Annotated in this window: 7 protein-coding genes and 1 pseudogene; 6 read left to right on the forward strand and 2 right to left on the reverse strand. The window is 64.7% G+C overall.

The features are described 5' to 3' along the window. Positions 1-58 precede the first annotated feature (58 nt). Genes hutI through X771_RS141630 form a run of 5 tightly spaced genes read left to right on the forward strand, consistent with a single transcriptional unit; the run spans position 59 to position 5960 of the window. Complete coding sequence (gene hutI / locus X771_RS141650; RefSeq protein WP_023829520.1) at positions 59-1321, forward strand: imidazolonepropionase; 1263 nt, start codon at positions 59-61, stop codon at positions 1319-1321. Beyond that, a complete protein-coding gene (hutH, locus tag X771_RS141645) occupies positions 1318-2856 on the forward strand; it encodes a histidine ammonia-lyase (protein WP_023689633.1) in 1539 nt (512 codons plus the stop codon). The genes hutI and hutH overlap by 4 nt, the downstream gene beginning before the upstream one ends. 1 nt (position 2857) lies before the next feature. Then, positions 2858-3670, forward strand: a complete 813-nt coding sequence (gene hutG / locus X771_RS141640) for an N-formylglutamate deformylase (RefSeq protein ID WP_023689634.1) — start codon at positions 2858-2860, stop codon at positions 3668-3670. A gap of 28 nt (positions 3671-3698) precedes the next feature. Further along, a complete protein-coding gene (gene hutU, locus X771_RS141635) occupies positions 3699-5369 on the forward strand; it encodes a urocanate hydratase (protein ID WP_023689635.1) in 1671 nt (556 codons plus the stop codon). Between the two features lie 12 nt (positions 5370-5381). Then, positions 5382-5960, forward strand: a complete 579-nt coding sequence (locus X771_RS141630) for a HutD family protein (protein WP_023715241.1) — start codon at positions 5382-5384, stop codon at positions 5958-5960. A gap of 310 nt (positions 5961-6270) precedes the next feature. On the opposite strand, the gene X771_RS1000000169385 is transcribed toward X771_RS141630, so the two are convergent. Then, positions 6271-7353, reverse strand: coding sequence for a hypothetical protein (locus X771_RS1000000169385; RefSeq protein WP_023689637.1), 1083 nt, complete (start codon positions 7351-7353; stop codon positions 6271-6273). Positions 7354-7755: 402 nt separating this feature from the next. Then, positions 7756-8079: a hypothetical protein gene (locus tag X771_RS1000000169390; RefSeq protein ID WP_023689640.1), complete on the reverse strand. Its 324-nt coding sequence runs from the start codon at positions 8077-8079 to the stop codon at positions 7756-7758. Between the two features lie 84 nt (positions 8080-8163). Between X771_RS1000000169390 and X771_RS01000000165330 the strand changes: the two are divergent. Continuing rightward, positions 8164-14941: pseudogene (locus tag X771_RS01000000165330) on the forward strand (glucoamylase family protein). Positions 14942-15103: the final 162 nt, after the last annotated feature.

Raw genomic sequence — 15103 nt, forward strand, 5'->3', positions numbered from 1 at the left:
TTGCAGTGCGTTTCAATATGTATATACATAATCGCCATCCAAGCAACGGAAAAAGATGATGGCGGCACAAGACAAAAGCCGGGCAGGGGGCCTTCAGCTTTGGCGCAATGCGCGCCTGGCAACCATGGCGGAAGGCGTTGCCGGACTGGGCATCGTCGAAAAGGGCGCGATCATCGCCCGTGACGGCGTCATCGTCTATGCCGGTCCGGAAGCCGACATGCCGTCAGCGTTGGCTCAGGGCAGCGAGACTACCGATTGCGAAGGCCGCTGGATTACGCCCGGCCTGATCGACTGCCACACCCATCTCATCCATGCCGGCAACCGTGCCAACGAGTTCGAGATGCGGCTGGCCGGCGTCACCTATGAAGAGGTCGCCAGAGCCGGCGGTGGCATCGTCTCGACGGTCAAAGCCACGCGTGCAGCGCACGAGGATGAATTGGTCCGGCAGAGCCTGCCGCGCCTCGACGCTTTGATTGCCGAGGGCGTGACGACCGTCGAAATCAAGTCGGGCTACGGCCTTAGCCATATGCATGAGAGATGGTCGCTACGTGCGGCGCGGCGGCTGGGCACAATGCGGGATGTGTCCGTGGTCACCACTTTTCTCGGCGCACACACACTACCGCAGAATCTGGGCGATCTTTCCGTGCCGTCGGAGCCCTATCGCGACAACGACGAATACATCGACAATATCGTCGACAATATTCTGCCCGCCATCGCCGTCGAGGGCCTGGCGGATGCCGTTGATGGGTTCTGCGAAGGCATTGCCTTCTCGCCGGAGCAAATCGCCCGCGTGTTCGACAAGGCCAAGGCGCTTGGCCTGCCGGTCAAACTCCATGCCGACCAGTTGTCCAACCTGCATGGCGCCGAACTCGCCGCCCGCTATGGCGCGCTGTCGGCCGACCATCTCGAATACACCGACGAGGCCGGCGCCGCAGCGATGGCCAAGGCCGGCACCGTGGCGACCATCCTGCCCGGCGCCTACTATTTCATCCGCGAAACCAGGAAGCCGCCGGTCGGCCTGTTCCGCCAGCACGGCGTCAAGATGGCGGTCGCCACCGACAACAATCCCGGGACGTCGCCGCTGACCTCGCTGTTGCTGACCATGAACATGGCAGCGACGCTTTTCGGCCTGACCGTCGAGGAATGCCTGGCCGGCACCACTCGCGAGGCTGCCCGCGCGCTTGGGCTGCTTGGCAAGACCGGCACGCTTGAGGCAGGAAAATCCGCCGACCTGGCGATCTGGGACATCGAGCGTCCGGCCGAACTCGTCTACCGCATGGGCTTCAACCCGCTCCATGCCCGCATCTGGAGAGGACAATGACCGAACTTAACCTGAAGCCCGGCAATGCGACGCTGGCCGACTGGCGCGCTATCTATCGTGGCGCCATGCCGAAGCTCGACGCCTCCTGCCGGCCAAAAATCAAGGCCAGCGCCGAGGCAGTCGCCCGCATCGTCGCCAAGGGTGAGCCGGTCTACGGCATCAACACCGGCTTCGGCAAACTGGCCAGCGTCCGCATTCCGGCCGAGGATCTAGAGACCCTGCAACGCAACATCGTTTTGTCGCATGCCGCCGGTGTCGGCGAGCCGATGCCGGTTTCGGTGGTTCGGCTGATGATGGCGCTGAAGCTCGCCAGCCTTGCGCAGGGCGCGTCGGGCGTACGGCCGCAAACCATCGAGTTGCTGGAATCGATGCTGGCCAACGACGTCATCCCCATGGTGCCGGCGCAGGGCTCGGTCGGCGCCTCCGGCGATCTCGCGCCGCTGTCGCACATGACGGCGGTGATGATCGGCGTCGGCGAATGCTTTACACCGCATGGCCGCTTCCCGGCCAAGGTCGCTTTCGTCTCGCACGGCCTGGAGCCCGTGACGCTCGGCGCCAAGGAAGGTCTGGCGCTGCTCAACGGCACGCAGTTTTCCACCGCCTACGCGCTGGCCGCTCTGTTCGAGGCCGAAGTGCTGTATCAGTCGGCGCTGGTCGCCGGGGCGCTGTCGACCGACGCTGCCAAGGGCTCGGACGCGCCCTTCGATCGGCGCATCCATCTCCTGCGCAAACATCCCGGCCAGATCGAGACGGCGGAAGCGCTGCGCAACCTGATGGCCGGCAGCGCCATTCGTGAATCGCACCGCGTCGGCGATGAGCGCGTGCAGGATCCGTACTGCCTGCGCTGCCAGCCGCAGGTGATGGGTGCGGCGCTCAACGTGCTGCGCCAGGCCGCCGATACGCTCGGCACCGAGGCCAATGGCGTCACCGACAATCCGCTGATCTTCGCCGAGGACGATACTGCGCTGTCCGGCGGCAATTTCCACGCCGAGCCGGTGGCTTTCGCTGCCGACATGATCGCGCTTGCCGTCTGCGAGATCGGCTCGCTGTCGGAGCGCCGCATCGCCATGCTGGTAGACCCCGCGCTGTCCGGCATGCCGGCCTTCCTGACGCCGAAGCCCGGCCTGAACTCCGGCTTCATGATCCCGCAGGTGACGGCGGCGGCGCTCGTCTCTGAGAACAAGCAGAAGGCCTATCCGGCAAGTGTCGATTCCATCCCGACCTCGGCCAACCAGGAAGACCATGTCTCGATGGCCGCACACGGCGCTCGCCGGCTGATCGGCATGATCGAAAACGCCACGGCCGTCATCGGCATCGAACTCCTGGCCGCCGCGCAAGGCTGCGATTTCCATGCGCCGCTGGCGTCGAGTGCAGCTCTGGAAGCGGTTCGTAAGCTGGTCCGCGCCGAGGTGCCGCATCTCGACAATGACCGGCATTTCCACCCTGACATGGAAAAAGCCATCGCCATGGTGCGCAGCGGCGCTGCCATCAAGGCTGCGAGCGCGGTGACATTGCCTTCGATCTCGGGAGTCTGACATGACCGACTGGCTGACAGTGACGGAAGGCACGGCACCCCTGTTGGTGTCCATCCCGCACACGGGTATCGATCTCGCCGGCATCGACAATCGGCTGGTCTCGCCCTGGCTCGGCCGCCGCGATTGCGACTGGTGGATCGACAATCTCTACGATTTTGCCGCCGGCCTTGGCGCGACTGTCGTGCACACGTCGATCTCGCGCACCGTCATCGATGTCAACCGCGATCCTTCCGGCGCCTCGCTCTATCCCGGGCAGACGACAACGACGCTATGCCCGACCGAGACCTTCGACGGCGATCCGCTGTATCTGCCCGGCGCGGAACCGACGCCATCGGAGATAGACCAGCGCCGCATAGCGTATTTCGTGCCCTACCATGAAATGCTGGCGGCTCAGTCCGTCAGGCTGCGCGGCCTGCATGAGAAGGTCGTCATTTACGATTGCCACTCGATCCGGTCGGTGCTGCCGCGCCTGTTCTACGGCACGCTGCCGGTGTTCAATCTCGGCACCAATGACGGCCAGACCGCGGATCCTACGCTGCAGGCGCTGGTTGGCCAGATCATGGCCGAGAGCGGTGAAAGCAATGTCATCAACGGCCGTTTCAAGGGTGGCTGGATCACCCGCTATTTCGGCAATCCGCAAGGCGGCTACCATGCGCTGCAGATGGAACTTGCCGATCGCGGCTATTTGCGCGAGCCCGAGGGCAAGGGCGAACCGGACAATTGGCCGGTGCCTTATGATGCCGAGTTCGCCGCGCCGATGCGCGCCACACTGACGAAAATCCTCCAATCCGCCATTGACTGGGCCGGGCGCTGAGACGCCGCCTTACTCCAAAGGGACAATGATGAACAATCCTCGCCACAACATCCGCGAAGTGCGCGCGCCCCGCGGCGACAAGCTCAACGCCAAATACTGGACGACCGAAGCGCCGCTGCGCATGCTGATGAACAACCTCGATCCCGATGTCGCCGAAAACCCCAATGAGCTCGTCGTCTATGGCGGCATCGGCCGGGCCGCGCGCACCTGGAACGATTTCGACAGCATCGTCGCCTCGTTGAAGACCCTCAATGAAGACGAGACGCTGCTGGTCCAGTCCGGCAAGCCGGTCGGCGTCTTCCGGACGCACACCGATGCGCCGCGCGTGCTGATCGCCAACTCCAACATCGTGCCGCATTGGGCGACCTGGGACAAATTCAACGAACTCGATAAAAAAGGCCTGATGATGTACGGCCAGATGACGGCCGGCTCCTGGATCTATATCGGCACGCAAGGCATCGTGCAGGGCACCTACGAGACCTTCGTCGAGGCCGGCCGCCAGCACTACAATGGCAACCTTACGGGCAAATGGATCCTGACCGGCGGCCTCGGCGGCATGGGCGGCGCCCAGCCGCTTGCCGCCGTCATGGCCGGCGCCTGCTGCCTCGCCATCGAATGCAATCCGGACTCGATCGATTTCCGGCTGCGCACCCGCTATGTCGACGAGAAGGCCGAGACGCTCGACGAAGCGATGGAAATGATCGAGCGCTGGACCAAGGCCGGCGAGGCGAAGTCGGTCGGCCTGCTCGGCAATGCGGCCGACATCGTGCCGGAAATGTTCAAGCGGGGCATCCGCCCCGACATGGTCACCGACCAGACCTCGGCGCATGACCCGATTAACGGCTATCTGCCCAAGGGCTGGACGATAGCTGAGTGGCGCGAGAAGCGCGTCTCCGATCCCAAGGCTGTCGAGAAGGCCGCCCGCGCCTCGATGCGCGAGCATGTCGAGGCGATGGTGGATTTCTGGAATGCCGGCGTGCCGACGCTCGACTATGGCAACAACATCCGCCAGGTCGCCAAGGACGAAGGCTTCGAGAACGCCTTTGCCTTCCCGGGCTTCGTGCCGGCCTATATAAGGCCGCTGTTCTGCCGGGGCATCGGCCCGTTCCGCTGGGCCGCCCTTTCGGGCGATCCCGAGGACATCTACAAGACCGACGCCAAGGTGCGCGAACTCACCCCTGGCAACACCCATCTGCACAACTGGCTGGACATGGCACGTGAGCGCATCGCCTTCCAGGGCCTGCCGGCGCGCATCTGCTGGGTCGGCCTCGGCGACCGCCACAGGCTGGGCCTCGCCTTCAACGAGATGGTGGCCAGGGGCGAACTCAAGGCGCCCGTCGTCATCGGCCGCGACCACCTCGATTCCGGCTCGGTCGCTTCGCCGAACCGCGAGACGGAAGCGATGAAGGACGGCTCCGACGCCGTCTCCGACTGGCCGCTGCTCAATGCGTTGCTCAACACCGCGTCGGGCGCGACCTGGGTGTCGCTGCATCATGGCGGCGGCGTCGGCATGGGCTTCTCGCAGCATGCCGGCATGGTCATCGTCGCCGACGGCACGCCGGACGCCGCAAGGCGCCTGGAGCGCGTGTTGTGGAACGATCCGGCGACAGGCGTCATGCGCCACGCCGATGCCGGCTACGACATCGCCATCGAGTGCGCGAAGGAGCACCAGCTCAATCTGCCCGGTATTTTAGGCTGATTGGCTTAAATGATGCGCATCCTACGGGCCGCCGACTACCGGGTCATGCCGTGGAAGAATGGCGGCGGCACGACCACCGAGATCGCCGTCTCGCCGGACGGCGCCGGCCTGGACGATTTCGACTGGCGCGTTTCGATGGCGCGAGTCGAGGATAGCGGGCCGTTCTCGGGCTTTGCCGGCGTCGACCGCACGCTGGCCGTGCTGGAAGGCGAGGGCATCGTCCTCGACATTGCTGGCCGGCCGCCGGCCGAAGTGACGGCGGCTTCCGCCCCGCTGTCCTTCCCGGCCGATGTGCCGACCTCGGCGGCGCTGATCTCCGGTCCGATCACCGACCTCAACGTCATGACCCGCCGCGGGCGGGCCATGCACACGGTCGAGCGCCTGGTGATCTCGGTTCCGACCGATACCCGGCCGACCAGCGCTATGACCCTGATCCTGCCGTTCGACGGTGAGGTCGGCGTGACCGGCGCGACATCGTCGCGCCTTGGACCTCGCGACACGCTGTTGCTCGGACCGCAGGCCGCGAAACTGCGGCTTGAACCGGTGCGGCCGACGATCGTGTTCGTCGTCCGGATAGCCAGCCTGGGCTAGCCGCACCGCCAGCACAACGATTAACGCCTGTTGCCAAACATGATCGCACGCCGGAGAAATCTGGCGTAAGCTGTTGTCTGGATCACGAAAAAGCCCGAATCCTTCCGTCGTTCCAAGGCGGACGGGAGGGCAGGGGTGCTCGTCCTTGAGTTGTCGAAAGCCCCACTTAAAATGTCGAAGGGATAACGCCTCTGGCGTGGTGAGAAGCAAAACTTTCGGCCAGTGTAATCATGCAACCAATTGCATTTGAATCGGTTTTAGGGACATTGCCGTGGCGGTGGCGCCGCATCGCGTCCCCCATGCGGAATTTTCAATGAATATCCAGACAAATCCTGCCCATATCGAAAAGTCCAGCGCCGGCTTCCCGGTCATCACCGAAGAGCCGATACGCTCCAATTTCCTGCCCGAAGAGCGGCTGCGCGCGCTGGGCGAAAGCCTCGCCAAGGGCGACATCAAGGACCTGTTCGGCCTGACGCAGTTCGATTTCCAGGCCCGCATCCGCGACAGCGCCAAGAAAATCCTCGAAGTCTACCGCTCGACCAATGCCGCCCAGGCCAAGGGCGAAACCATCACGCCTGCCGCGCAATGGCTGCTCGACAACAATTATCTCGTCGAGGAGACCATTTTTCAGGTGAAGCGCGACCTGCCGCGTCGTTTCTACCGGCAGTTGCCGACCCTGGAAGTGGCCAACCGCGCCGCGGTGCCGCGCGCGCTGGCCCTGGCCTGGAGCTATGTCGCCCATTCCGACAGTTCGGTTTCGGCGACCATGTTCAAATCCATCGTCGAGGGTTTTCAGTCGGTCGAGCCGCTCAAGATCGGCGAATTGTGGGCGCTGCCGTCGCTGCTGCGCTTCGTTTTGATCGAGAATCTGCGCCGCATCGCCGTGCGCGTCGACCGCACCAGGCAGATGCGCCATATCGCCAACGAGGTCGCCGACCGCGTGCTGGCGACCGACGACAATGCAGACCGCCGGAAGATCCTGTCGGGCTACGGCGCGCATGCGCAGGACACCACCTTCGCCACCCAGTTGCTCTACCGCCTGCGCGACGGCTCGCAGAATGCCGGCAGGGCGCTGGAATGGCTGGAGGTCGAGCTCGAGAAAACCGGCTCCGACGCCGAGGAAATCATCATTTCCGAGCATCGCACGCTGTCCAGCGGCAATGTCACCACCGGCAACATCATCCGCGGCCTGCGCCTCATCAACGACGTCGACTGGACGGTGTGGTTCGAGGGCGTCAGCCGCATCGACACGCTGTTGCGCGAGCGCACCGATTTCGCCGCGCTCGATTTCTTTTCGCGCGACCAGTACCGCACGTCGATCGAGCAACTGGCGCGGCGCTCCGACCTGTCCGAATTCCGTGTCGCCGAAAAGGCCATCGAGCTGGCCAGCCATGTTCCCGGGGTCACCGATGCCTCCGGCGTGCCGGATGCATCAGCCGATCCGGCCATGCATACCGATGTCGGCTTCTTCCTGGTCGGCCCGCGCCGGCCGGATCTGGAAAAGGCGATCGGCTATCGGCCGCCCTTCCATGTGACCTTCAAGCGCGCCTTCACCGCCACGGGCTGGCTCGGCATCGTTGTGCCGGTCTTCCTGCTGACGGTGCTACTGCTGGTTGTCTCCGGCAATGCGCTTGCCCATCTCGGCCTGTCGGTGGAATCCATCACGCTGATGCTGGCGCTGTTTGCGGTGCCTGCCAGCGAAGGCGCGCTCGCCTTCTTCAACACCGTTGTTTCACTGTTCCTGAAGCCGACGCGGCTCGTCGGCTATGACTACAAGCACGGCATTCCGGCGGCATCACGCACCTTGGTCGTGGTGCCGTCGCTGATCGGCTCGCGCGATGATGTCGAGGAAAACATCCGCAACATCGAGGTGCATCACCTCGCCAACACGGCCGAAGAAATCCATTTCGCGCTGCTGTCCGACTGGCCGGATTCCAAGACCGAGATCGACGCCGCCGACATCGAGATCCTGCAATATGCGCGCGACGAGATCGCCAGGCTCAATGCCCGTTATCCCTCGGAAGGCGCGCCGCGTTTCTATATCCTGCATCGCCGCCGGCTCTACAACCAGGCGCAGGGCGCCTGGATGGGCTGGGAGCGCAAGCGCGGCAAGCTGCATGAGCTGAACCTTCTCTTGCGCGGCGACAGCGACACCACCTTCCTGCCGCTCGACGTGCCGCTGCCGGAAAAGGTCGTCTATGTCATGACGCTCGACGCCGACACGCGCACCACGCGCGACGCCGTGTCGTCACTGGTCGGCAAGCTCGCCCATCCGCTCAACCGCCCGCATTTCGACGCGACAAAGCGCGTCGTTACCGCCGGCTACACCATTCTGCAGCCGCGCATCACAGCCTCGCTCACCAGCGGCGACGACGCTTCTTTCTTCCAGCGCGTCTTCTCGTCCAACAGCGGTCTCGATCCTTACGTCTTTGCCGTCTCGGATCTCTACCAGGACGTCTTCAGCGACGGCNGACGTGTGCTCTTCCGATCTGTCCAACAGCGGTCTCGATCCTTACGTCTTTGCCGTCTCGGATCTCTACCAGGACGTCTTCAGCGACGGCTCCTTCACCGGCAAGGGCCTTTATCACGTCGACGCTTTCGAGGCGGCGCTGCAGGGCCGCATCGAGGAAAACACCGTCCTCAGCCACGATCTGCTCGAAGGTGCGCTGGCGCGCGCAGCACTTGTCACCGACGTCGAACTGGTCGAGGACTATCCTACCCGCTACTCGGTCGACGCCTCGCGCCACCACCGCTGGGCGCGCGGCGACTGGCAGCTGCTGCGCTTCATCTTCTCGCCGCGTTCCGGCGTGCCGGCGCTGTCGCGCTGGAAGATGGTCGACAATCTGCGCCGCTCGCTGACCCCGATCTTCTGGGTGATGGCGGCGATCGCCGGCTGGACGCTGCTGCCCTTCACGCAGGCCGCGCAGTGGCAGGCGCTGCTGATCCTGTCGCTGTTCATGGCGCCGACCTTCGATGTCGTCAACGCCATCCTGCCCAAGAGCGGCGACCAGACGCCGCGCGGCCATTTCTCCGCACTGGCGCACGACACCGTCTTCGGCACGGCCCTTGTGGCGCTGAAAGTGCTGTTGATGGCGCACAATGCCTGGATGATGGGCGACGCCATCGTGCGCACGCTCTACCGCCTGTTCGTCAGCCGCCAGAACCTGCTGGAATGGCGCACCGCGTCGCAGGCGCACAAGGGCGGCGACAACGATATCGGCTCCTATTACAGCATGATGTATGGCGCCGTGATCATCGGCGTCGTCGGTCTCGCTATCCCCGTGCTGGCCGATTCCACCGGTGCCTTCGTCGCCTTCTTCTTCGCTCTGTTCTGGATCGGTTCGCCGGCGGTTGCCTGCTGGATCAGCCGCTCGGCCGAGACCGAGGACCGCCTGCGCATATCGCAGGCCGACATCCACGCGCTGCGCACCGTGGCGCGCCGCACCTGGCATTATTTCGAAACCTTCGTCACGGCCGAGCACCACAATCTGCCGCCCGACAATTTCCAGGAAAGCCCGGCGCCGGTTGTAGCGCCGCGAACGTCGCCGACCAATATCGGCGTCTACCTGCTGTCGGTGGTGTCGGCACGCGATTTCGGCTGGATTGCGCTCTCCGACGCCATCACCCGGATCGACGCCACGATGACGACCATCGAGAGCATGCCGCGCAACCGTGGCCACCTCTTCAACTGGTACGACACCACGACGCTCAAACCGCTCTATCCGCTCTACATCTCGGCCGTCGACAGCGGCAATCTCGCCGGACACCTGGTCGCGGTGGCGGCTGCCTGCGCCGAATGGGCGGAAGCCCCGTCCGTTCACCTGCAGGGCGATTTCGAAGGCGTCCTCGACACGGTGAGCATCCTCGACGAGAGCCTCGAGGAATTGCCTGACGACCGCCGGCAACTGCGGCCGTTGCGCCAGCGTCTGGCCGATCGCCTCGATGGCATGCGGCGCGCCGTCATGACCATCAAGGCGCAGCCGGAGATGGCCTCGATCCGCACCATTAACCTGGCCGTGCTTGCCGGCGAGATACGCAAGCTCGCCACCGCCATCCACACCGAGGCCGGATCGCAGCGCAGCGACATTATCGCCGACTGGGCGGCACGGCTGGAAGCGACCTGCGAGGCGCATGTGCATGACTCGCACAGCGACGAAAACGCCGTCGAAGCCTTGCGCGCCAAGCTGCTGGCGCTGCGCGAACGCTGCCGCCGCTATGCCTTCGAGATGGATTTCTCTTTCCTGATGCGTCAGGAGCGCAAACTGCTCTCGATCGGCTACCGGGTCGAGGAGCACCAGCTCGATGAGAGCTGCTACGATCTGCTCGCCTCCGAGGCGCGGCTGACCAGCCTGTTCGCCATCGCCAAGGGTGACCTGCCGACGGAGCATTGGTTCCGGCTTGGAAGGCCGATCGTCGAGATCGGCTTCCAGGGTGCGCTGATGTCCTGGTCGGGCTCGATGTTCGAGTATCTGATGCCGCCTTTGGTAATGAAGGAGCCGCAGGGGTCGATCCTCAACCAGACCAGCAAGCTGATCATCAAGCGCCAGATCCAGTACGCGCGTTCGAAGAACGTGCCCTGGGGCATTTCGGAAGCGGCCTACAATGCCCGCGACCGCGAACTGACCTACCAGTATACCAATTTCGGCGTGCCCGGACTTGGCCTCAAGCGCGGCCTTGGCCAGAACACGGTGATCGCCCCTTACGCCACGATCCTCGCGGCGCAGTTCACACCGCGCGAATCCGTCCAGAATCTGGCCAGGCTGCGCTCCATCGGCGCTCTCGGCCGGCATGGCTTTTACGACGCCGTCGACTTCACGCCGCAGCGCGTGCCGGAAGGCACCGACCACGCTGTTGTCCTGAACTACATGGCGCATCACTCCGGCATGTCGATCGCCGCCGTTGCCGACGCCATCTTCGAGGGCCGGCTGCGCGACCGCTTCCACAGCGATCCGGTGATCGAGTCTGCCGAACTCCTGCTGCAGGAGAGGGCGCCGCGCGACATCCCGACCGCCACCGTCAGGACCGAAGCCGACGAGCGCTCGAAGGACGAGACCGAGGTCGAGAGCCCGGATTCGCGCATCGTCCTCGACCCGCTGAGGGCGTTGCGCGCCACCAGCGTCATGTCCAATGGCCGCTACTCCGTCATGGTCTCGGCCACCGGTTCCGGTTACAGCCGCTGGGGCGAACTCGCCGTCACCCGTTGGCAGCCCGACCCGACCGAAGAACGGCTCGGCTCCTACATCTTCCTGCGCGACGCCGGCAGCGGCGACTGGTGGTCGGCCACCGCGGAGCCGAAGCAGGCGACCGGCGAGAGAGTGCAGACGCTGTTTTCCGACGACAAGGCGAGCTTCGTCAAAACAGTGGGCTCGCTGCGTTCGGAGGTCGAATGCATCGTCATCTCGGAAGGCAATGGCGAGGGACGGCGCGTCACGCTCTACAATGACGGCGCCACTGACCGGCATATCGAGGTGACCTCCTTTGCCGAGCTGGTGCTGGGCAACGAAGCCTCCGACAATGCCCATCCTGCGTTCTCGAAAATGTTTATCGAGACCGAGATCGCTGCCAACAACGGTGCCATCTTTGCCACCAGGCGCAAGCGCGACAAGAACGAGCCTGACGTCACCATGGTGCATTTCGTCACCGATCCCTCCGGATTGGCGCGCGATGCCGAGGCCGAAACCGATCGCCGTGCCTTCATCGGCCGTGGCCGTACCATCGCGGAAGCGGCGGCCTTCGATCCCGGCGCCAAGCTTGGCGGTCACCACGGCTTCACCCTCGATCCGGTAGCGGCCCTGCGCCGCCAGGTGCGGGTGCCGGCCAACAAGAAGATATCGCTGACCTTCTGGACCGCCGTCGGCGCCAACCGCGCCGAACTGGAGGAGGCCATCGCCAGGCTCGACCATCCCGAAAGTTTTGCCCGCCAGGCGATGCTTGCCTGGACGCGTTCGCAGGTGCAGACCCGCCATCTTGGTCTCAGCCTGACCGACGCCGCCAATGTGCAGAAGCTGGCGCGTTTCCTGATCTATCCCGATCCGTTCCTGCGCCTGCCCGGCGAATCCATCGCTTCGGGGCTGGGCAAGCAGTCCAGCCTGTGGCCGACCAGCATTTCGGGCGATTTCCCGATCTTCCTGGTCCGCATCGGCGACGTGGCTGACCTCGAAATTGTCGCCCAGGCGCTGCGCTTCCAGGAGTATATGCGCGCCCGCGGCATGATGATCGACTTCGTGGTCGTCAACGAGCAGGCATCGTCCTATGTCCAGGACCTGCAGCGCGCGGTCGAGACGCTGTGCGAAAACAGCCGCCTGCGCGGCAAGGAACTCGGGCCGCGCCAGCACATCTTCGCCGTGCGCCGCGACCTGATGGACGAGGCGACCTACAAGACGCTGCTGGCGGTTGCCCGCGTGGTTCTGCACACGCGCAACGGCACCATCTTCGACCAGATCGAACGCGCCGAGGCGGCAGCCTTGCAAGCACGCGATGCCCTGCAGCCGGCCCCCGCGGCGCCGCGCGAGCCGTCTCTGCCGGTGCCGGCGGCGCCTGCATACCCTGCCGCGTCCGACAGCAGCGCCGACGGCAGCGGCCTCAGCCAATGGAACGGCTTTGGCGGTTTCGAGGGCGACGGCCGCCACTATGTCACCCGTCTTGCCGGCCGGCGCTCGACGCCGCAGCCCTGGATCAACGTCGTCTCGAACGCCTCGTTCGGCTTCCATGTCTCGGCCGAAGGCGCTGCCTTCACCTGGAGCCGCAACAGCCGCGATTACCAGCTGACGCCATGGTCGAATGATCCGGTCACCAACCGGCCGGGCGAGGGCATCTACATCTACGATCAGGCCAGCGGCAAGGCATTCTCGCCGCTGGCTGCCGTGGTCCGCGATCCCTCGATGACCTATGAGACATGGCACGGCCAGGGCTTCTCGACCTTCCGGTCCAAACGCGGCCCGCTGTCGATGGATCTGACGCACGTCGTCGATCCCGTCGATCCCGTGAAGATCACGCGCCTGCGCATCCAGAACTCGGGCTCGGCGCCGGCGCGGCTGCGCGTCTATGCCTATGCCGAATGGGTTCTCGGCAGCCATCGCTCGAGCACGGCTGCGACCATCATCCCGTCCAGGGATCCAGCGACCGGCGCGCTTCTGGCGCAAAACCCCTACGGTCTCGATTTCGGCGACCGGGTGGCCTTCCTGGCCGCCACCGGTCCGGTGCATTCGGTGACAGCCGATCGTGGCGAGTTCATCGGCAGGCACGGCACCAGCGCCTTCCCGCACGCTGTCGTCAGCGGCGCCGGCCTGTCGGGCCGCGTCGAGGCCGGCGACGATCCGTGCGCAGCTGTCGCCAGCGACATCGACATCCCTGCCAGCGGCGACGTCACGCTGGTCTGGCTGCTTGGCGACGCCGCCACATCAGCCGAGGCGAGCGCGTTGGTGCAGACCCATTCGGGCAAGGATTTCGACCAGCGGCTGGCCGACAATGAACGCGTCTGGCGCGGCTTCCTCGACACCATCCAGGTCGAGACGCCCGACAAGGCGCTCGACGCCATGGTCAATCACTGGCTGCCCTATCAGAGCCTGGCCTGCCGCATCCGCGCCCGCTCGGCCTTTTATCAGGCAAGCGGCGCGTTCGGCTTCCGCGACCAGCTGCAGGACACGCTGGCCCTGCTTGCGCATGATCCGAAACTGGCGCGCGACCAGATCCTCAATGCGGCGCGCCGGCAGTTCCCCGAAGGCGATGTCCAGCATTGGTGGTTGCCGCGCACCGACGCCGGCGTGCGCACCATGATCTCCGACGATGTGGTCTGGCTGGCGCATGCCACCAATCGCTACATCGAGGTGACCGGCGATACAGGGATCCTGAAGGAGCAGCTGCCTTTCATCGACGGGCAGGTGTTGGGCGAGGGCGAGCACGACGCCTTCTTCACGCCGGAAATCTCCAAGACGAGCGCTTCGCTTTACGACCATTGCGCGCGCGCGCTCGACCTTGCGGTCAAGCGCAGCAGCCCGGCCGGGCTGCCGCTGATCCTCGGCGGCGACTGGAACGACGGCATGAACCGCGTCGGCGAAGCCGGCAAGGGGGAGAGTGTCTGGCTCGGCTGGTTCCTTTTGAAGACGCTGGGCGACTTTACCACCGTGGCCAAGGGGCAGGGCGACACCAAGCGGGCGCAGGCCTGGACAAAACACGCCGATGTGCTGAAGCGGGCGCTGGAAAGCACCGCCTGGGACGGCCAGTGGTATCGCCGCGGCAGCTACGATGACGGCACGCCGCTTGGCTCGCACAATTCGGACGAGTGCAAGATCGACTCCATCGCGCAGTCGTGGAGCGTGCTCTCCGGCGAGGGCGACCCCGCGCGCTCGACCACGGCGATGCAGCAGGCGACGAACCTGCTGGTCGACGACAAGCTCAAGATCGTCAAACTGTTTACCCCGGCCTTCCAGAACACGAGAAAGGACCCTGGTTACATCAAGAGTTATCCGCCGGGCGTGCGCGAGAACGGCGGCCAGTACACCCATGCGGCGACCTGGTTCGTGATCGCGCTCGCCGAAATGGGCCGCACCGACGATGCCTATCGCTGCTTCTCGATGCTGAACCCGGTCAACCATGCGCTCGACGATGCATCGGCCGAGCATTATCGCGTCGAGCCGTACGTCGTCGCCGCCGACATCTATTCCGGTGAGGACAAGGGCGGTCGCGGCGGCTGGACCTGGTATACGGGCTCAGCGGGATGGCTCTACCGTGCTGCGGTCGAAGGCATTCTGGGCATTGAGCGGCGGGGCAAGCAGATCACGTTCCGGCCGAAACTGCCCAGCCATTGGGACGGCTATTCTGCAACGCTGAAGATGCTGGGGGCGGAGGTCAAGGTTCGCGTCATCCGCGACAAAAAGGCCAAATCCATCTCGCTCGAAGTCAATGGAACCAAGACAAAGTCTTCCGGTTTTCAGCCGAAGGCCGGCGACAAGACCGAGGTGGTCGTCAAGATACCCGCGTAAAATCAAGGGCTTCAGATTGTTGACGGACGCCTTTCGAGGCGCGCGTTTTCTACTTGGGCATGCTCCTGGCGCAGTACGGCGTGCCTTCCCGGATACCGGCGGGCCAAGCGTGCAGTGATTAAAAATGTGGCAGCGCTAGATGCTGCCATGATTTTGCCGCAA

The organism is Mesorhizobium sp. LSJC269B00 (assembly GCF_000502815.1).
In the GTDB taxonomy this organism is placed as follows: domain Bacteria; phylum Pseudomonadota; class Alphaproteobacteria; order Rhizobiales; family Rhizobiaceae; genus Mesorhizobium.